Below are 20,639 nucleotides of genomic sequence, written 5' to 3'. Positions count from 1 at the left end.
TCCTAAGGATTAGTGAGAGCGTTTAGATTCAGATAGTTTGTTAAAATACTCCAAGCATCACTATTATTTGTTGTGAGTATATTGGTTATAGTTTCATTATCAAATACGGCATAGTTGCTTATGGAGAGAGCATTAGTAAGTCTTTCTATGTTAGTAGCATACACTAGAGGGATCCCGTTATTAGTTAGAAGAAACACTATTCTATTAAACATTTGCTTGTGAAAGTTGTGATATCTCAGAAAGTTAGTATAGACATTCGTTATTTGAATATCTATTGATATAAAGGTATTTAAAAGTTGTGTCTCTATGGCATTCTCACCTGATTTCAAAGTGTTGGTTATGAAGACTAGAGATTTTATGCTTTTGTTACCTTCGCGGAAAAATGTCTTCATAGCACTATCTATAGCATCTCCAAAGAAGATATAATCGTTGATTATCATTGGATCATCAAAAGAGATTGTCATTCTCTTGAGGAAGTTATAAATTGTATCGTTAGATGTTATCTCTCCGCTGTTGTCTGAGTCAAGGGCAAGCAAGAAACCATTTAACTTGTTGAAAACACTGAAATTAAAATGAAGGTTTATATCATTTGTTAAATTCGGGTTATCAGAATTACCTGATATGATTTTACCTAGGTTAGCACTTACAACCCTAATAGCAGAGTAATATTTACTATTCGTTACAAACTTATCAATGAAATCAGAGTAGTTTGATTCTGGAAAGTCGCTAGATGCTATTTCATTATAGAAGCCTAGAATATTCGTTCTAGATATTACTAAGAAGATCTCACAGTTTGCTACACCTATTAGTGCTCTTGAACTGTTGGGATTTATCGCTAATGCTCTTTGGTAGAACTTTTTAGCAGTTATGTAATCACCAAGGTCGGAGTAGTAGTCTCCCATATCGTTCAAGAAGTTTATATCACTTATAGTATTCAGATCTTGATTTGCCGGATCTTGAAAAAGGGGGGAAAAGATATTGTAACAACCACCTAGGAGTATTAATGTTAGTATTACAAAAAACTTTACATTCAGTATCTTCATAAAATCTTCATTTCATACAATATTATGATGACTTTTTGTCGGATTTTCAAAATTCATTGATATTCATCGGATTTTTCTTGATTTAATACGAATGACTACTTTATATTCTTTTCGTATTGGAGGTCGTTTTATGTTAAAAGGGTCAATGGTTGCTCTGGTTACTCCTTTTAAGAGGGGGGGAGATATTGATTGGGAGACACTTGAGTATTTGGTTGATTTCCACCTTAACAACAAGACGGATGTTATAGTTCCTTGCGGTACTACTGGGGAGTCTCCTACTCTAAATTATGAAGAGCACATCAAAGTAATTGAATTCGTTGTCAAAAAAGTTAACAAGCGAGTTCCTGTTCTAGCAGGAACTGGAACAAACTCTACCTATGAAACAATCTATTTCACTAACGAAGCAAAGAGAGTAGGTGCTGACGCAGCACTCGTTATAGCACCATACTATAACAAACCTACTCAAAGAGGGTTAATAGAACACTTTACCGCAGTTTCAAAAGAGACGGGAGGATTTCCAATAGTTGCATATAATGTCCCGAGTAGAACGGTAATAAACATTGAACCACAGACTCTAGCAGAGATTGTGAAAAGAAATCCGAATGTTATAGGAATAAAGGAAGCTTCAGGAAACATAAAGCAGTGTATGGATATACTTGAGTATGTTGACAAACCTGATTTTGCCCTTATATCTGGAGATGATGGTATAAACCTTGCTATACTGAAAATCGGAGGGGTTGGTGCTATATCGGTCACCGCAAACATTGTTCCAAAAGATATGTCAGATATGATAAACTCTTACCTATCGGGAGATGTGAAGAAAGCCGAAGAGATTGACAAAAAACTTCAGATACTAAACAGAGTCTTATTCCTAGAAACTAACCCTATACCAATAAAGAAAGCTCTAGAACTAGTAGGCATCATAAAAGACGGGAGTCTAAGATTACCTCTAACAGAACTTTCAGAACAAAACACACAAAAACTCAAAGATGCGTTAGTCAAATACGGTTTTAAGATAAATGTTTAGGTTATCTGCTGATAATTTTTCTGGATTTCTTGGATAACTTAATTAATATTTTTTGTTGAATTCTTGATTTTCGTTATAGAATTATATTGTAATATATTACATTATTTAGGAGGTATCATATGAGGTCGTTTAACTTAATGGTATTAACTTTATCAACTATCTTAATTCTAATACTATCAGTAGTCTCTTGTAATACTGCTCAAGTTAGTCAGCAAAATAATAGTAGTCAACAACAAACAGGACAAACAAACAATATCACCAATACAAACAATAACAACAATAATCAGGGGTCTAGTGGGCATCATGATGTAAACAACATACCAGTGGTTTTATCTGTGCCTACTATTGAATATACAACTGTGACCACTGCAAACTTTTCAAGCTACCCTGTGAGTTTAGCGCCTTATGAAGCTAAAGTTATACTCATATCCAATCTAGGTTCACCGGGTTCTGTTGATACTGATCCTTCTTGGTATCTTGATGCTGTAGTTTATCAGATATTCGTAAGAAGTTTTTATGATTCTAATGGAGATGGGAATGGAGACCTTAACGGTGTAATAAGTAAATTGGATTATATAACAAATATTGGTTTTAACGCTATATGGTTCCTGCCTATATTTGAGTCTCCATCATACCATGGGTATGATGCTACTGACTATTATTCAATAGAGTCAGACTATGGAAACTTGACATCATTCAACAATCTCCTACAACAAGCACATCAAAAAGGAGTTAGAATAATACTTGATATGGTTCTAAATCATACAAGTTCCTCTCACCCTTGGTTTATAAACTCTGCCAATAACGGTGATAAGGCAAATTGGTATGTCTGGACTAATGTTTCGTTGTCATCTTTGAGTGGATGGGGGTATGCTTGGGGTGGTGGTTCTGCTAGTAATGTCTGGCACTGGAACCCAACAAGAGGAATGAGATATTACGGAGCGTTCTGGGATGGTATGCCAGACCTTAACATACTCAATCCTGCTGTTTCCAATGAACTACTGAAGATTGGCTCAAACTGGTTGGCAAAAGGAGTTGACGGATATAGGCTTGATGCGGTAAGGTATCTAATTGAAACAGGACCTGGACCAGGACAAAGAGATACACTACCAACAAAGCAATTCCTACAAGCATACAATAACTATATGAAAACTCTTAAAAGTAACTTCTATACTGTTGGTGAAGTTTGGGAGAATAACTCAATTGTATCTGGTTATCACAATAGACTTGACACTTGCTTCAGTTTTGATTTTGCTTATTCGGTAAGACAGTCAATAATAAATCAAGAACCATCTAGTCTTGTTAATATGATAAATACTAAACCTTCTTCCGTTCCTTGGAAATTCTTTGCTCCATTTTTGGATAATCACGATGATGTATTCTTCAATCACGGGCGATGGGCAGACCAGTTTGGTGGTGGTTGGAATGAACAGTACCTATCCGCTGTTCTACTTCTTACATTCCCAGGAACACCATATGTATATTATGGTTCTGAAATAGGAATGAAAAGGAGAGGAACACATAGCGAAGACATAGACAAAAGAACACCTATGCACTGGGATGCTACATCAAAAGGAGGATTCACAACAGGAACACCTTGGACACAGTTAGCAAATAATATTAACCCATACAATGTTGCGTATCAATTGAATGATCCAAATTCCCTGCTTAACCATTACAAGAAGCTCATCAATATAAGAAGATTCTTCCCATCTCTAAGAAGAGGTGATTTCAAACTACTATCAACTTCAGACTCTCAAGTTATGGCATATATGAGGATAGGAACGAATGAGTCAATACTTGTAGTAGCAAACTTTTCATCCTCTCCGAAAAGTATTAATGTTAACCTATCTGGTAGTGGTCTCACTATATCGTCAACTTACAACGCTTATGTATTCTTATTAGGTAATACTGACACAAATAATTCATCTAGTTGGATACAGATGGATGGATACAAGGAATCAATATGGAACAACTGTAAAATAGCAGGTTCTGTGACAAACACGACAACGGAAACGAAAGGTTGGGACTTCGGAGGGTTTCTGGGACTTTATGTCACTAACGACCAAACGAATATCTACATAGCGTTTGAAACTGTGAATGTAGCAGGAGGTTATGGAAATACATTATATATAGCAATAGACTCACCAACTACTAATCTAAACTCAAGATCTTTCACAAATACGAATGTATTAACTACGTGGTTAGCGAAGAATGTAGTACTGACAAATAATCTTTTTTACGATTTATTCATACACATGTATGCACCCCCAAACGGTTATTTTCACTTTACTAACGCATATGTGGTATGGGCTAATGGTTCATACTACTACATAACAAACTCAGCGGTAGGTGGATTACTGTCTGCTAATTCTTCAACCAAGTTCGTGGAGATATCTCTACCTCTAAGTTATTTAAGTCTAAATTTGAACGATCAGATAAAGATATTTGCTTTCTTTTCGGGAGACAATTACCCCGCGACTGCTTACTGTGCTATACCGTTTAATAATGCTAACAACTCAACAACAGGTGGAACATCAGGTCCTCTACCTAATCCAAACTATAATTCACTCACAATACTTGACGACTACGCTACCTACACAATAAAGTGAAGATTGGATAAATTTTTTAAGCGACTGGGTTATAGATTAGAGAGAATCTTAATCCTTGTTTTAGTCATAGTAGTAAGTAAGAATTAGACTCCTCGCGAAACTTCTCAGATACTAACATGTCATCATATAAGTGAAAATTAAGGCTTCAGATAATCTCTCATAGAATATCTAGTAAATCGCTCATAGAATTTTAAAAAAGCAAGGATACAGAAAGCGGTCTTAGACACTTCTAGGAGATAACATTAAAATCTGTAGGATTATACCTTTCCTAGACCTCTAGAAACTGATGCTAAATTTTGGAATTTTGATGATCTACCTAATACAACTCATTCTCATTTGGGTATGCTCGCTCCTCAATTATATTAAAGTGTTCTTCAGATAAAGGCTTCGCTTCAGACTTTTCAGTTTGTTTTGATTTTACATAGTCGTTGTAAATCCTAAAGAGGTCATCCTTGTGAGGTCTTACCTTTGAAATAGGACATTTCACATACTCTTTGTATTCTTCATCGCAATAGCCCAGTCTGTATTCTCCACACTTTGGCTGGAGATACTTTCCTAATTCTGGGATAACTTTCATTATTTCACTGCGCATTTTTGCGACAAGTTGTCGTATCTCCCACTGTGCTCTTGTACAAAGTCTCAAATCGGCTATATGTTGTAATTCTCTGAAATTCACGAGTATGTGAAAATTTGTCGGAGTTGCGTTAGGAAGTATGAACCTTGCATCTTCTGCCGGTATTCCGCTATCAAGAGCAAATCTGTAAAAGTCGCTTATATCCTTAAGCACTTTTTGGTATCTCTCATAAACTTCTTTGTTTGACTTTATTGTGTTAGGAGTAACGTATTCTAGTGTATCCTCTTTGTATTTGACATACCTTTGGGATTGCTGTTCAAAACTTATCCCTATGTGGTGTCTTACGAGTTGATGAGAGCAACTCCTTGATATTCCTGCCACTGCGAACCAAAATACAACTTGCTCAAGCGGTGAAGCATGACCGGTTTTAAGCCTCTCCTCAATGAAGGTTTTTATCTTATCCTTCGGTATAGCACCTGAGTTTATCTCATTCCAAATCTCAATAGGTGTCTTCTGTGAATAACAAGTTCTAAATGCTGCGTAGAGTTTTTCTATAGGTCCTGCGGAGTAGTCAATAAGTTTTACTTCCATCTAACATCTCCTATGCAGACTTTGCTTTGGATTTTGGCTCATCCTTGTAGTAAATGAGTTTCGGATATTTCTTTTCTGCTACGACTTCTTTATCAACTATACATTCCTTAATACCTTCTATTGATGGCACCTCAAACATGATGTTTAACATTATGTCTTCTATTATGCTTCTTAGGGCTCTAGCACCTGTTTTCCTTTCTTTCGCAAGTTTAACAATTTCATCAAGTGCATCTTCAGTAAAAGTCAGGTCAACGCCCTCATACTCAAACATCTTCTGATACTGTTTTACGATTGCATTTTTAGGTTCTATAAGTATCTTTTTAAGTTCTTCTTCTGTGAGTTCGTTGAATACTGCAATCACTGGTGTTCTTCCCACGAATTCTGGTATCATTCCATACTTTATTAAATCCTCTGGTAAAACTTGTGTGAAAATATTTTCTGTTTGAACTTTCTCCTTCCTGCCCTCATTCACAAAACCTATCTTATTCTTACCAAGCCTTTTCATTATTATATCTTCAAGACCTACGAATGCCCCTCCGACAATGAAGAGAATATTCTTTGTATCAACATATATCGGTTTTTGGTTAGGATGTTTTCTTCCTCCTTGTGGAGGAACGGATGCTATCGTTCCTTCCATAAGTTTGAGTAGTGCTTGCTGGACGCCTTCACCTGATACATCTCTTGTGATTGAAGGACTTTCACTCTTCCTTGAGATTTTATCAATCTCGTCTATATACACTATCCCCATTTGTGCTTTTTCTATCGCTTCATCTGTTATCTCACCGTTACCGGCATTCAGGATGAGTCTTAAAAGAACATTCTCAACATCATCTCCGACATATCCTGCCTCGGTCAGTGTAGTTGCATCTGCTATCGCAAAGGGGACATCAAGAATCTTTGCTAGTATCCTAGCCATATAAGTTTTGCCACTACCGGTAGGTCCTATCATCATTATATTACTCTTCTCAATCTCAACATCACCACTGAAGCCTATCTCCTCGGATATAAGCCTTTTGTAGTGATTATAAACCGCAACGGATAGAATTTTCTTCGCATGATCCTGTCCTACGATGTATTGGTCCAAGATCTTCTTTATCTCAACTGGTTTATATAATCTTTTTATTATCTTGGTTGGTGTAACGGTTTTGCTTTCATTTTCAAGTATGAAATTACATACTTTTATACATTCCTCGCATATGTTAGCATTCTCGCCTTTTATTATCCTTATCGTATCTGATGTTTTGCCACAGAATGAACAAGTAAGATTGCTTTCCTCTTTCTTCTTATCTTTTGGCATACTATGTCTCCTGTTTAATAAATTATAACTATATAACACCTGTAATTCAATTTCGGTTAGACAGCACAAATATAAGATTTAGCATTTGTAAACTTCTATCTAAATCTGTTTGTTTTGCGAACTTATTGATTTTGACTATTCTGAAATTTATTGTTTTCTTTATTCCGAGATTAGATCTGATTTATACTATTTTTAGCGTTGGGGTCCTTTATGATAAGGAGAATCGTTTCGCTCTTCCTACCTAATATAACACTTAAGAAACTCGTGGTATTTATTGTTATATCATTTGTTATATTCTCTATATTCTCGGGTGTATTTTTTGGTATTCTTATAATTTCTCTCTACAATCCTGATGATGTTAAGAATCTAAGATACCTTGCTATACCTGAACCAACAAGAGTATATGATCGTAATGGAAGGCTAATATCCGAATTGTTTGTTGAGAGAAGGATTCCTGTATCATTCAATCAGATATCAAGAAATGTTATAAACGCATTCATAGCAGTAGAAGATGAGGATTTCTTTTACCATAGAGGTATAAGTATTCCAAGAATTGTAAAGGCTATGATAAAGAATATACTTTCGGGAAGGATAAGAGAGGGTGCTAGCACGATAACACAACAGTTGGCGAAAAGAATATATACATCGGGTGATAGAAATATATTCAGAAAGATCGTTGAAATGTGGTATGCACTCCAGATAGAGAAGGAATATTCAAAACAGGAGATAATGGAGATATATCTTAATCAGATATATTTTGGATATGGGGCATATGGTGTAGAAACAGCGTCTAGAATATACTTTGGTAAGAGTGTTAGTAGTCTTGATGTAGCAGAGGCTGCGTTACTTGCTGCAATACCTAAAGGACCACATTTGTATTCGCCTTTTGTCAATGTTCCGAATGCTCAGAAGCGTCAATACCTAGTCTTGAAAAGAATGGCATCTTTGGGGTTTGTATCAGAAAGTGAAGTTGATAGGTTGTATTCAGAATTCTGGAGTAAATATCTACCAAGGGTTGATACTCTTAAACTAAATGTGGTTAATAACCAGCAGGTAGCACCGTTCTTTGTTGAGTATGTGAGGCAGGTTATTGCAAAAATGTTTGGAGATGAAGCGGTGTATAAATCTGGCTATAGAGTATATACCACAATTGACCTTGATAAACAGATAGCGGCAGAAAAATATGTCCTCAAATACAGAGACATAGCTCAGAGAGGTTATGAAGAAATAACTTCACAAGCAATAAGGGCAAACCAACACTATGTTGACCTGATATGGAGTATCAGTGAATTGATCCCTATACTCAAAGTAAAAACATCAAGTAGGATTATGGAAACGAAGAAGAGTTTGAAGGATCTCTATTATATAACTTTTTTAATCTCAGAGATGTATGGTTCAGAGAAGATAAGAGCTAATTCGCAGAGTCTATTTTTGAGTATATCAGAGACAAAGGTAAAAGAGAATAGGATTGAGTGTGCTCTTGTTAGCATAGACTCAAAGAACGGATATGTTGAAGCTATGGTAGGTGGTAGCGAGTTTTCACCGCTAAATAGGTTTAACAGAGCCATTCAAGCAAAGAGACAGCTTGGTTCAACATTCAAGCCATTTCTTTACTCTGCCGGTATTGATGCAAAGTTGATAACATCGGCAACTGCATTTGTTGATGAACCTATTGAGTATAGGTTTGCGGGTAGAGTATGGTCGCCTAAGAACTATGAAGGAGATTATGTTGGACAAGTTACACTACGCGATGCTTTGAGACTCTCTCTCAACATTGTAAGTGTCAAAGTTCTAGATAGGATAGGACTTGGAATTTTGAGAAATTATACAAAAAAGTTTTTTGACCTGTCTGATGAAGATACTGTTAAATTTGTAAGTAGCATGGCATCAGCGTTGGGTATAGTTGAAGTGTCTCCACTTGAACTCGCTGTTGCAACAACAGTATTCCCGAGAGGTGGAACGAGGGTTCAACCAGTGATGATACTAAGAATAGAAGATAAGTATGGTAGAGTCGTGAGAGATTTGACAAAGGAGATTGATAGATCGCCTGTTCAGGTAATATCTCCTCAAACCGCTTTCATAGTAACGTCAATGATGAGAGATGCTGTAAATAGGGGGACAGGTGCTATGGTAAGGTCTGTTGGCTTCTACGGTGATGTTGCAGGGAAAACGGGGACAACTTCTTATTGGAGAGATGCATGGTTCATAGGTTTTACAGGTGATGGACTTGTAACGGCAATATGGTATGGTTTTGATAAATCTACTATATCAATGGGGCGAGGTATGGTAGGAGGTAGGATTGCCGCTCCGGCTTTTGGGGAGTATATGAGAGATATATACAGAAACAGGACTGTTCCAAGTATTGATATACCTTATCAATCAGGTATATCTTCAGCTGAAATCTGTGAAGAGTCAGGCAAGCTAGCAACACCTTTGTGTAATAAGGTAAGAGTTGAATACTTCCTTACAGGGACGGAACCTACCGATAAGTGTGATATACACCTCAAAGATTATGCAAAAACCAAAGATGAGGATATTCTAAAGTTTGAGGAAAAGAAGGACAAAGATTTTCTTAAAAGCGATGATTTTAGCGATTTTAGGGATGACTATCTTAAGTTTTAGAAATCTTTGTCTTTGTATAGTAAAACCATAAGTGCCTTTTGAGTGTGTAACCTGTTCTCCGCTTGATCAAAAACTATTGAAGCACTGGAGTCTATAACATCGTCGCTAACTTCCTTTCCTCTTTTAGCTGGGAGACAGTGCATGAAGAGTGTGTTCTTACCAGTTAAAGATATAAGTTCAGAATTAACTTGGTATGGATACATCTTACTTTCCTTGTCTTTCTCCTTATCTTCAAAACCCATACTAACCCACACATCGGTGTATATTATATCTGCAGATTTTACTGCCTTCTTTGGGTCATTTTCGTAGTAGAAGTTTGTTTTACCTTCAGAGATAGTCTTTATTTTGTTCTCAAAATCCTTGTCAAACATCTTCTCAGGTCCTGAGAAACATAATTCTTTTATTTTGAGTTTTGCTAGGATTATGAATAGTGAGTATGCAACATTATTAAAGTCCCCTAAAAAGGATAATTTAAGGTTAAAATTCCCAAACTTCTCATATATTGTGAAGGCATCAGATATAGCCTGACACGGGTGTTCATGGTTTGTCAGAGCGTTTATAACAGGGTATCTAAAGTTTTTTGCCAGCAATTCAACAGTTTTTTGTTCAAATGTTCTTATTATGATACCGTGAGCATACCTTGACAATGTTCTGGCAGTATCTTCTATCGTTTCTCCTCTTCCTATCTGAAGTTCAGAGGAGTTTAGAGATACAACTTCACCACCAAGTTCCTTTATCCCGACGAAAAAAGATATTTTTGTCCTGGTTGATGGTTTGTCAAATATCATTATTATCGTTTTGTTTGAAATTAAGTTTTTGTAGAGTAGGCGATTTTTTTTTAACCTTGCTGAAAGTGAAAATACTTTTTGTATTTCGTCAGGGGATATGTCATTGGAAGAAACGAAATCTTTGTTCATACAGTGAATTTTCGTTAGCAACAGAAGTAAAGTAAAATGGATCGGGGTTGACGGGACTTGAACCCGCGGCCTCCGGTGTGACAGACCGGCGCTCTGACCAGGCTGAGCTACAACCCCAGTATGTTGAATTATTTTATAGAACTTGCTTTTGAACTTTCAATAAAACATGAAGGTTAGGGAACATCTTCCAAGATTATTGAAAACTTCCATTTAGTCACATAAAATTTATGATATGAGAACTGAAGACCTTGTTAGTAGAGGTATCCCTGAAAAGATAGCTAACTTCTTATTATCGCACTTTCAGGGCGATGTTGAAAGAATTTACATGGTTTTGAATTCACTGAAAAAGGACATCCCAGTAGTGAAATTAAAATTTTCTTTTTCTCTTTACTCTGGTATTGCTCTTGTGTTCGTTAATTTGAAAGCGAAAAAGGTAGATCTAGTAAGGGCTTACATATCAGTCTCTCCTGAAATAACCAAGATCAACATAGAAATGAACTGGTTTGATATAATATCAAAGGTTTCTAGTGAGTATAGAACCTTACAGATAGATCCAGACTTATCAGCAAAGGCGGAAAAGTTATTGTTATCTGACGCAAAGTTTGTTCAGACATTGATAAAAGTTCTGTCTGAAGACAAGACGCAACTAGATATAAAAAGGTTTTTATATACTTATGTCCCTCTAGTTTTTGGAGACCCTAACACAATTGTTAGGTTCTCAATCGATAGAACTGATGTTTTTAATTTTTATAAGTTTCTTAAGGATGCGAAAATTGAAATGCCAGAAAGTCTGAGATTTTTGGATGATGAGAAAGCATTAACAACTATCTCAATATCTGACATTTCAATACAACCAATCTTGTCTCCGATTGATGGTATCACTGCTGGTTCAATCAGAGCTGGAAATGAAATATATGTGAAAATTAATGATACTGATGAGGTATCAAGATCTTTTGTCAAAGGTGATGGTATAACACTTGGCAGAGTGGTTGCGGTTCAAGAGTTAGAAAATGATAGACTGCTATTTGATGTTGAGATTGGACCAGGATTTTTGGGTAGTTTTATAATAAAAAAAGATGTTAAGATAAGGACTAAAAGTGTTATACTTCCTGAAAAGGTTGATACAACTTATGTTAGCCTTGATATCCAAAAAACTCCACCCCAAGATTACTCTGACCGAAGTCAGTTTGAAGAAGATACTGTGGAAAGAGAGAAGGATGTATCTATGGTATTTTGGATTGTAAACATACTATTGATAGGTGTAGGCGTAGCTACAGTTCTGATTTTACTTCTCTTCCTTTAGTTTGGTTCTTATAGCTTCAGCCATCTTCTTGGGATCTCTAGGTATTGGCTTACCCTTAGATAGGATTATGAAGTCCTCTGTTACACCTACTTTAGATTGCTTTGTTACACCTAGCTCCGCCGATGACAAGTCTTGGTAATTTGGTTTGTAATATCCTTTATCCTCACCCTCGTAATTGAAACTGGAAAATCCTCCTTCAATAATTTCATCTCTATAGTTTGAAGTATCATCTGTAATCTTACCTATATTAACATCTTCGTCTGTGCTAGAAAACTCACCGAATACATTACTTTCAGAAAAGTCCATAGATGAACTTATGCTATTATCGTTTTCTTGGTATTCTGGCTCGGTAATACCGTAATTCATATCCTCATTAGCCTCAACTTCATTAGATTTATCTGAATATATATCGGATATAGAAATATCATCGTCTTCTTCCCTAATATTCACACTATTACTCCTGCTAGGTTGTTCAAAAATCTCCGATGCAAATCTTCTTAATAATTGCTCTATTCCAAATAATACACCACCAAGTATGATTGCACTCAAGAGAGACCTGAATATTACTTCAATTAATGCTCCTCCGTTCACTATACCAACTGTTAAACCTATTAACAAACCTGTAACAGAACCTACAAGAATTGATGGTGGAATTTGTATGTTGTTAAGGTCAATTTTCTTAAAATCAATCATATCAATAGTTTAAGAAAAGTTTTGATTTCTATCAACTTTTTTCAAATATGTTCAAAAGATGTATATAACGCTTATGAGTACTTGTGATCCTAAATAAATACCTCTCGGCAAGTGTAGTAAAAAACCAAAAATACAAAATCTTTATTCTTGTTCTCTTCAAACATCACAAAATCCTTCAAAAAGTGGTGTATGTTTGTGGTTTGGGTATCTGCTATCAGTTTTCTCTTTACAACTTCTCTCACTTTTCTATACGAAAGTATTCCTAATGTAATAGGAGCACCTAAATTTTTTGAAAAGGCTCAATTTCAATTGAAAACAAATGGAAATTTCATTGAAAATAATCCTAGTTATGAAGATAGTAGGGATATTTGATAAACATACTTCAGAGGTGTTTAAGTTTCTAGGTGTTTTGACCATACAAGTTAATCCTAATGACTCAAATCTTTCTGATAGAGTTATGTCAGAGATCTATGAAATCAAGAAGAATAAAAACATTTTCTCGGTTCTTATTTCAAAGAACATATCCTCAAAGATCAAGAGAGACCTTGAAGACTTTATACTTACAAACAGCAGACCTTCTATCGTTGAGGTGGATCCTATATATAATATAGACAGTTATGAAGACTATGAGTCTATGATAAAGAGAATAATTAGAGAGACTATAGGCATAAGATTGTAGGAGGTATATATGTCCATTGATAAGATAGTGGATGTTGTTAAAAACGAAGTTGAAAAGGAGATTTCACAAATAATTCAGAATGCAAAATCCGAAAGAGAAAGCATTCTTAAAGATGCCAAGTCTAGAATAGATGATGAATTTGAAATAAAGATGAAATCTCTGACGGATGAATACAACAGAAGACTAACTCTTGAAAAGTTATCAATAGATTCAGAAGCGAATAAGCACTTGAATGAAACCATAAGTAAGGTCGTTGATGAACTTTATGATGAGGTTGTTAAGTTAGTAAAGGAGAGAATATTATCAATGAGCAATTACATAGACATTATTATTAGCGTAATTACAAAGTCATTGTCTATGCTATCATCTGTGGATGGAACAGTTGTAGTTCTATCCAAAAGAGACATTCAAATCTATGGAGAGGATGTTAAGAAAAAACTCAAAGAATTGGGGTTCAATTTAGAACTTTACGAAGGCATCATTGATGGTGGGGTTATCGTCAAGCAAGGTAAGATAAGCATTGACTCCTCGTTAGATAGAATAATTAAGATGTTTAATTCGGAAATACTTAACAACATCTACAAGGCTTTACCGAAGGTCAGGGTATGAGTAATCATGACAGGATACTTGTTGTTACACCTACCTATAACGAAGCAGAAAACGTTGTAAAATTGATAAACTTGACACTTGACTCTTTTGACAAAGCAGATATACTGATAGTTGATGACAATTCACCTGATAGGACTGCTGAAGTTGTGAAGGAGAATTTTAAGGAGAATGGCCGTGTTAATATAATTGTTAGGGAGAGGAAAAAGGGGTTAGGTAGTGCTTATGTTGAGGGTTTCAAGTGGGGATTAAATAGAGGATATGGTTTCTTACTTGAAATGGATGCGGATTTATCGCACGATCCAAGTGAGATACCAAATTTCTACAAATATTTACAGGAATATGATGTAGTAGTAGGTTCTAGGTATTTGAACGGTATAAGAGTTTTAAATTGGGATCTTAAAAGGCTTGTAATAAGTCAAATAGGCACTCTCTATGCGAGGTTAGTAACGGGCCTCAAACTTACGGATATGACAGGTGGTTTCAACGGCTACAGAGCAGAAGTTTTGAAAACCATAGATCTAGACAAAATTCAGTCAAATGGATATGCATTCCAAATAGAACTAAAGTTTAGGTCTTATGTCAAAGGTTTTAGAATAACCGAGATACCTATTATATTTAGAGAGCGTGAGAAGGGTGTAAGTAAAATGAACAAAAATATAATTTTTGAGGCAATATTTATGTGCATCAAACTGCGGATAGATAAGATGCTTGGGAGGATATAACTGTGAGGATATTACATACTGCAGATTGGCATTTAGGAACAAGAGTTCCGCATATAGGGCTTGATAGAAGTGAAGAACAGGATAAGGTAGTTAAGAAGATTATAGAAATAGTTGAAAAAGAGAATATAGATGTTGTCATAATAGCAGGAGATATATTTGATAATCCAACACCATCGTATCAGGCTGAAAAGATATTCTACAATTTTATCGCTAGTATATGTGGTGATTTAGGGAAGTATCTTTTCGTAATATCTGGGAATCACGATAGTATGGAGAAGGTTGATACAGTAAGTGTCTTTTCAAGGTTCTTTAGTGTCAGAGGTTCTCAAAGGTTCAAACATTTCTACTTAGGTATTCAAATAGAGAATGGTTTGTCAAACCTCGTATGTGATGTTGACGGAATTTCGTTTATAGGGATACCTTTTGTGCCTAGGTATAGGTATTCAAAAAGATACCAAGAGATTTTTGAAAATATACTAGGACAACTTTTGGAGAGAACAGGTTCTGAAGTGATTTTATTCTCACACGATACACTAGAAGGCGTAAAATATTCTGAAACGGAGATAAAATACGATGATAAGGTTTTGAAACTATTCTCAATACAAAAGCTGGCTTACTTTAACAAAGTTAGATACTGGGCGCTAGGACACATACACAAGTATCAAGAGATAGTTAAAGATAAAATATGCTACTCTGGTGGTATAGTTCAGATAGATTTCGGTGAAGCAGGACAAGAGAAAGGAGTTGTAATAGTAAGTTTGGAAAGTGAAGGTGTGAAAACTAAGTTTCTTAAGATAGATCAGGTGAGAGAGTTTAGAAAGTTTGATGCTTGTGATAGAAACTGTGTTGAGGAATTGTTAGAAAAATACAAAGAGGGAACTCAAGACTTTGTAAAAATTGTTCTTAAGAATGAAGTAGGTACAAGTCTAGTTGAGGAACTCAAGAATAGGATAACTAACCTAGTATTAGTCAAAGAAACTCATACGATCCATAGTCATACTAATGTTAAACAATATGAGGATATGATTGGTGATCCCATAGAAACCTTCAAAGCGTACTGTAAGGACAATAAAAAGGATCTTAAAGAGGATGAAATAGAAGAACTAAGAAAGATATACGATGAGATAAAAAGCAGGGGGTTTTACAGTACCAACCCTAGTATTTAAAAGTCTGTATCCAAAAACGAAGAATCAGATAGTTCTAAGACTTTAGTTTTTGCTGACTGTAGAAATATGTATTGTTTTATCTTATGATTTCTTCAGGTTCTTCAGCCCATTGGATCTTTTCTAGAGACTCTTGGGCCATCTCTTTAACCTTTGGCATAAAGTTTCCACGAATGACCTTTATGAGTGCTCCGAATGCTTTTCTATCGCCTATTTCTCCTAATGCCTTAACTATATCACCTGCCAAACCCTGATCTGGAGTTGTTTCCAATACGTCTATTAATGCCGGGACTGCTTCCTTAGCCTTCATCTTTCCAAGCCCTAGTGCAACACTTCTTCTGACTACAGGATCTGTGTCGTATCTCAGCGCTTTTATCATATTGGGAATTGTTGAAGGGTCTTTGAGTTTAGCGATAGCATCAGCAGAGGCAGATCTAACCTCCCAGAATGGATTAACTTGCCTACCTCCTATCCTAACTATTCTGTCGTTTCCTTCCTCAAGACCGGCTATTAGTGTATTAACAGCCTTTTTATAAGTTTTTTCAGACAACGAGTTTTTTGCACCTTTCTCAAACATATCACCTAGTCTTCTTATTGCTAGAATCTTTACAGTCTCATCATCACTGTTCATAGCAGCATTACATAGTTCATCAACTGAACTTTCGTTAATTGGTAGGCTATTAAAATATTTTTCTAAATCCTTCTTTTCTGGGTAATTATGAACTGAATATGCGTAGTCTGAATAGAAAGCTAATCCGACTAATACAAAGTATCTGATAACTAAACCAGCAATCTGTTTCATAACTATCCTCTCATATATAAAATTATTTATAACTGGATCTTTAATGTCAAGAATCTTTACCTAGAGTTTAGTGAAAATTTTATGGAGGTCTTGATATATGATGAGTAGTGTATTGGTCCAAATAACACAGATCTAGACTAAAGTAAAGGACACCAGCTATCCGATATTAATCCTGAAGCCAGAGGTGGATAGCTGGTGCGGATTTAAAGGGTTTCAAGAGAAGTATCGGCTATCTCCCTCTGAGGTTTAGGTTATGAAATAATCCTCCCATGAGGGGAGGAAAACTATAAACCAAGGAGGGGTTTATGATAATCAATCACAATATATCTTCAATTTTTGCCAACAGGCAGTATAAGATCAACAACTGGAACATGGACGCAAACCTTGAAAAGTTGTCATCAGGTCTCAAGATTAACAAGGCTGGTGACGATGCTTCAGGTTTGGCTGTTTCTGAGAAGATGCGAGCTCAGATAAGAGGCTTGTGGAGAGCTGAGAAGAATGTTGAGGATGGTATATCCTTCATCCAAACTACTGAAGGATATCTGGAACAGACGACTCAAGTTCTACAGAGACTTAGAGAGCTAGCAGTACAAGCCTCAAACGGTATCTACACTGATGAGGATAGACTCTACATTCAAGTTGAAGTATCTCAGTTAGTTGCTGAGGTTGATAGGATTGCTTCGCATGCACAGTTCAATGGACTTACGATGCTAACAGGTAGGTTTGCTAAAAGGACTGAAACTGTTACTCCAACTGCTAGTATGTGGATACATGTTGGTGCTAACATGGATCAAAGGCTTAACATAAATATTGAGGCTATGACTGCGGTTGCTCTTGGAATAAAGGATGGTGCTACCGGTGAGATACTAAGCTTGTCTTCACCAGAAAAGGCTAATAGGGCTATCGGAGTTCTTGACCAGGCACTACAGAAAGTCAATAAGCAGAGAGCAGACCTAGGTGCTTACCAGAACAGGTTTATGTATACTGCAAAGGCACTGTTAATTGGATACGAGAACCTACAGGCAGCAGAGTCAAGAATTAGAGATACGGATATGGCTTATGAGATAAGTGACTTCGTGAAGAACCAGATACTTGCTCAATCTTCAATATCTATGATATCCCAGGCAAACCTTAGACCACAGGCAATACTAACGCTTTTAAGATAGTAGCCTTGCTCTAAATAAAATACATATCCTACTTGATGTATTATGATAGGGAGGGGTTGCCCTCCCTTTCGGTTTTTGCTCTAAAAAATATTTTTCTGCCTTTGGTGAAGAGTTTTAATTAATATAATTTCTTATGTCATTATGTGCGGTAGGGGAGAAAGGGATATCAAGGAAGTATCCCTAAAAAAGTAGGAGGTGCGATACCTATGATCATCAATCACAATATCTCTTCAATCTTTGCCAACAGGCAGTTCAAGGTAAACAACTGGGCTCTTGACGCTAACCTTGAAAAACTATCATCTGGAACTAAAATCAACAAAGCAGGTGATGACGCGTCAGGGTTAGCAGTATCAGAGAAAATGCGAGCCCAGATAAGAGGACTTAGGCGTGCTGAGATGAACGCTGAGGATGCTATATCCTTCATTCAAACTACTGAAGGGTACTTAAACCAGACAACAGAAGTTTTACAAAGACTAAGGGAACTCTCAATACAGGCAGGAAATGGTATATACTCGGATGAGGATAGAACATATATGCAAGTTGAAGTATCACAACTTGTAGCCGAGGTCAATAGAATCGCATCACATGCGCAGTTTAACGGATTGAATATGCTAACAGGTAGATTTGCTCCAAATGTATCAAACATTTCATTCCATATAGGCGCTAATATGGATCAGAGAATACTGATAAATGTTGGTGATATGACAGCCAAAGGTTTAGGCTTGATACAAGAAGATGGAACGAATAAGATCAATCTCACTACACAAGAAGGGGCGAATCAAGCGATAGGTGTCATAGATACAGCTTTGAGGACATTAAACAAGCAGAGAGCAGATCTAGGCGCTTATCAGAATAGGCTTGACAAGATTGCTAGAACCTTGCTTATAGGATATGAGAACTTACAAGCAGCAGAGTCAAGGATTAGAGATACAGACATGGCTTATGAGATGAGTGATTTCGTTAAGAATCAGATACTTGCTCAAGCGTCCATCTCAATGATTGCTCAAGCAAACCTAAGACCTCAATCAATATTGAGACTATTAGTCTAGACTTTCACTCCCCTACCGCAAGTATTTTTCTAACTTATTTTATATCCAAGGTCTCTTAAAGTTTGAATTATCTGTTTTTTTATGTTATTAGGTATGTCAGGTTTGTTCTTGATCTCAAGAAGGTATGGTATAAAAGAGCGCTTTTTCCTTTGCTTTATAATATTTAAAGCAGCCATCTTTACATATTCATTTTCGGAGAAAAATAATCTTTGAAGTATTTCCTCGTTTGTTAGTTTATTTAGATTTTTATCCTTTGAAATCTCCTCAAAAACTCTTTGGATACTGTCTACAAATACCTTTATACTTTTTTTTATGTTATCTACAGCCTTAACAACTGGCGACAAGTCATAATTGAATAGTTGTGTTTCCTCTAGCTTCTTGTCATACTTTTCTCTTAGTGTAGGATTTGAAAGAACAGTATATGCTTCGTTTATTAGTTTAAACATGTCTTCAGTATCTTTGGTTCTTGAAACATCAGGGTGATACTTCATAACTAGTTTTCTATAGATTGATTTTATATCCTTTGTAGTAGCATTTCTGGACACACCTAGAATTTTGTAATAATCTTTGTCAAACATTTTCTCCATAACTTGATTATCGTAAAAAGCTCCAATTGTGTTAGAAGATATGAGTATAGAGAGGCTTTTTGAAACTGTTTTTTGGTGTCAGTTATACTATTCTTCCAACAGTTTGGAGGTTAAGTATTATGTCTAGAGTCTATGATATAGCAGTAATTTCTGGAGATGGGACTGGACCTGAAGTTATAAACGAGGGGATAAAGGTTCTTAAAGCTATTCAAAGCAAATATGGTATAGGTTTCAACTTTGTCCAGTATCCTTATGGTGCTGACCACTATCTCAAAACGGGAGAAATCTTACCAGATAGCGCAATAAAAGAGCTTAAGGATTTTGATGCTATATATCTGGGTGCGATAGGAGATCCAAGAGTAAAGCCGGGGATACTTGAAAGAGGACTTTTACTAAAATTGAGATTTGATCTTGACCTGTATGTAAACCTTAGACCAGCGCATCTCTATGAAGGAGTATGGACACCCCTAAAAGACAAAGGACCAGAACACATATCATTTACAGTTATAAGAGAAAACACAGAAGGTCTCTACGCCGGCGCAGGAGGGTTTTTATTCAAGGGAACAAAAAACGAAGTTGCGACACAGGAAATGATATGCACAAGGTATGGAACAGAGAGAATAATTAGATTTGCGTTTGAATATACTAGAAAATATGGTAGAGAGAAAAAACTGACAATGGTTGGTAAAACGAATGTATTGACCTATGCTCATGACCTTTGGAATAGGGTGTTTGAGGAGGTAGCCAAAGAATATCCTGACGTCAAGACAGATTATTCGCATGTTGATGCTACTTGTATGTGGATGGTCAAGAACCCTGAATGGTTTGATATTATTGTTACTGATAACATGTTTGGTGATATAATTACAGACCTTGCTGCTATCATACAAGGTGGGCTTGGTGTTGCCGCTGGTGGGAACATAAATCCAAATGGTGTTTCTATGTTTGAACCTATGGGAGGATCAGCACCAAAGTATGCAGGAAAGAATGTTATAAACCCAATTGCTGCGATTGAAGCAGGAAGACTTATGCTACAATTTCTAGGTGAGGAAGAAGCTGGTAAGGCAATACAAGAAGCAGTAAAGAAAACAGTCAAGATGATGAAAAGTATGAATGCAGGACAGATGGGATACTCAACTACTGAAGTCGGTGACCTTGTAGTGAAGCATATTCTGGAATAATA

The 20,639-nt window shown here is 36.1% G+C and carries 19 protein-coding genes and 1 tRNA gene; 11 read left to right on the top strand and 9 right to left on the bottom strand.

The window, feature by feature from the left end; translation table 11 throughout:
* Positions 1–2: 2 nt before the first annotated feature.
* Positions 3–1,043, bottom strand: coding sequence for a tetratricopeptide repeat protein (locus NZ579_03680; GenBank protein MCS7299050.1), 1,041 nt, complete (start codon positions 1,041–1,043; stop codon positions 3–5).
* Positions 1,044–1,173: 130 nt separating this feature from the next.
* On the opposite strand from NZ579_03680, the gene dapA reads away from it, so the two are divergent.
* Together dapA and NZ579_03670 are read left to right on the top strand one after the other, a co-directional pair.
* Positions 1,174–2,070, top strand: a complete 897-nt coding sequence (gene dapA / locus NZ579_03675; GenBank protein MCS7299049.1) for a 4-hydroxy-tetrahydrodipicolinate synthase — start codon at positions 1,174–1,176, stop codon at positions 2,068–2,070.
* A gap of 119 nt (positions 2,071–2,189) precedes the next feature.
* Entirely contained in the window at positions 2,190–4,682 is a 2,493-nt protein-coding gene (locus tag NZ579_03670; protein MCS7299048.1) for an alpha-amylase family glycosyl hydrolase, read from the top strand.
* 316 nt (positions 4,683–4,998) lie between these two features.
* Here the strand turns inward: NZ579_03670 and thyX are convergent, their stop codons facing one another.
* Both thyX and clpX read right to left on the bottom strand, forming a co-directional pair.
* Positions 4,999–5,847, bottom strand: coding sequence for an FAD-dependent thymidylate synthase (gene thyX, locus NZ579_03665; protein ID MCS7299047.1), 849 nt, complete (start codon positions 5,845–5,847; stop codon positions 4,999–5,001).
* Between the two features lie 10 nt (positions 5,848–5,857).
* Positions 5,858–7,144 (bottom strand): ATP-dependent Clp protease ATP-binding subunit ClpX, encoded by a 1,287-nt coding sequence (gene clpX / locus NZ579_03660; protein ID MCS7299046.1) that lies wholly within the window; start codon positions 7,142–7,144, stop codon positions 5,858–5,860.
* 210 nt (positions 7,145–7,354) lie between these two features.
* Here clpX and NZ579_03655 point away from each other — a divergent pair, with 210 nt between their 5' ends.
* Positions 7,355–9,766 (top strand): PBP1A family penicillin-binding protein, encoded by a 2,412-nt coding sequence (locus NZ579_03655; GenBank protein ID MCS7299045.1) that lies wholly within the window; start codon positions 7,355–7,357, stop codon positions 9,764–9,766.
* On the opposite strand, the gene argF is transcribed toward NZ579_03655, so the two are convergent.
* On the bottom strand, positions 9,763–10,683 hold the full coding sequence (gene argF, locus NZ579_03650; protein ID MCS7299044.1) for an ornithine carbamoyltransferase: 921 nt from the start codon (positions 10,681–10,683) through the stop codon (positions 9,763–9,765). The two genes, NZ579_03655 and argF, sit on opposite strands and share 4 nt — an antisense overlap.
* 42 nt (positions 10,684–10,725) lie before the next feature.
* Positions 10,726–10,800, bottom strand: a tRNA-Asp gene (locus tag NZ579_03645).
* A gap of 115 nt (positions 10,801–10,915) precedes the next feature.
* Here NZ579_03645 and NZ579_03640 point away from each other — a divergent pair.
* Positions 10,916–11,986: a hypothetical protein gene (locus tag NZ579_03640; protein MCS7299043.1), complete on the top strand. Its 1,071-nt coding sequence runs from the start codon at positions 10,916–10,918 to the stop codon at positions 11,984–11,986.
* Here NZ579_03640 and NZ579_03635 read toward each other — a convergent pair.
* Both NZ579_03635 and NZ579_03630 read right to left on the bottom strand, forming a co-directional pair.
* On the bottom strand, positions 11,969–12,679 hold the full coding sequence (locus NZ579_03635) for a hypothetical protein (GenBank protein ID MCS7299042.1): 711 nt from the start codon (positions 12,677–12,679) through the stop codon (positions 11,969–11,971). The genes NZ579_03640 and NZ579_03635 overlap by 18 nt on opposite strands.
* A gap of 89 nt (positions 12,680–12,768) precedes the next feature.
* Positions 12,769–12,921 (bottom strand): hypothetical protein, encoded by a 153-nt coding sequence (locus NZ579_03630; GenBank protein MCS7299041.1) that lies wholly within the window; start codon positions 12,919–12,921, stop codon positions 12,769–12,771.
* 107 nt (positions 12,922–13,028) lie between these two features.
* Here NZ579_03630 and NZ579_03625 point away from each other — a divergent pair, with 107 nt between their 5' ends.
* From NZ579_03625 to NZ579_03610, 4 genes are read left to right on the top strand one after another with little or no spacing between them, the layout of a single operon-like run.
* Positions 13,029–13,358, top strand: coding sequence for a hypothetical protein (locus NZ579_03625; GenBank protein MCS7299040.1), 330 nt, complete (start codon positions 13,029–13,031; stop codon positions 13,356–13,358).
* 9 nt (positions 13,359–13,367) lie between these two features.
* Positions 13,368–13,967: a V-type ATP synthase subunit E gene (locus NZ579_03620; GenBank protein MCS7299039.1), complete on the top strand. Its 600-nt coding sequence runs from the start codon at positions 13,368–13,370 to the stop codon at positions 13,965–13,967.
* Complete coding sequence (locus tag NZ579_03615) at positions 13,964–14,689, top strand: polyprenol monophosphomannose synthase (GenBank protein ID MCS7299038.1); 726 nt, start codon at positions 13,964–13,966, stop codon at positions 14,687–14,689. Before NZ579_03620 ends, NZ579_03615 begins: the two co-directional genes overlap by 4 nt.
* A 2-nt stretch (positions 14,690–14,691) precedes the next feature.
* Positions 14,692–15,855 carry an exonuclease SbcCD subunit D gene (locus tag NZ579_03610; protein ID MCS7299037.1) on the top strand — a complete coding sequence of 388 codons (1,164 nt, stop codon included), beginning with the start codon at positions 14,692–14,694 and terminating at the stop codon, positions 15,853–15,855.
* Between the two features lie 76 nt (positions 15,856–15,931).
* Here the strand turns inward: NZ579_03610 and NZ579_03605 are convergent, their stop codons facing one another.
* Positions 15,932–16,654 (bottom strand): HEAT repeat domain-containing protein, encoded by a 723-nt coding sequence (locus tag NZ579_03605; GenBank protein MCS7299036.1) that lies wholly within the window; start codon positions 16,652–16,654, stop codon positions 15,932–15,934.
* A gap of 305 nt (positions 16,655–16,959) precedes the next feature.
* On the opposite strand from NZ579_03605, the gene NZ579_03600 reads away from it, so the two are divergent.
* Complete coding sequence (locus tag NZ579_03600; protein ID MCS7299035.1) at positions 16,960–17,820, top strand: flagellin; 861 nt, start codon at positions 16,960–16,962, stop codon at positions 17,818–17,820.
* Positions 17,821–18,026: 206 nt separating this feature from the next.
* A complete protein-coding gene (locus tag NZ579_03595; GenBank protein MCS7299034.1) occupies positions 18,027–18,869 on the top strand; it encodes a flagellin in 843 nt (280 codons plus the stop codon).
* A 29-nt stretch (positions 18,870–18,898) separates the two neighbouring features.
* Here NZ579_03595 and NZ579_03590 read toward each other — a convergent pair whose 3' ends face one another.
* A complete protein-coding gene (locus tag NZ579_03590) occupies positions 18,899–19,456 on the bottom strand; it encodes a DnaJ domain-containing protein (protein MCS7299033.1) in 558 nt (185 codons plus the stop codon).
* Positions 19,457–19,575: 119 nt separating this feature from the next.
* Here NZ579_03590 and NZ579_03585 point away from each other — a divergent pair, with 119 nt between their 5' ends.
* Positions 19,576–20,637: a 3-isopropylmalate dehydrogenase gene (locus NZ579_03585; GenBank protein MCS7299032.1), complete on the top strand. Its 1,062-nt coding sequence runs from the start codon at positions 19,576–19,578 to the stop codon at positions 20,635–20,637.
* The last annotated feature ends 2 nt before the right edge of the window (positions 20,638–20,639 follow it).

The sequence above is a fragment of the Spirochaetota bacterium genome (assembly GCA_025061835.1).
GTDB lineage: Bacteria > Spirochaetota > Brevinematia > DTOW01 > DTOW01 > SKYB106.
Note: the sequence above shows the minus strand (reverse complement) of the source record. Positions and strands in the feature narration are given on the sequence as shown.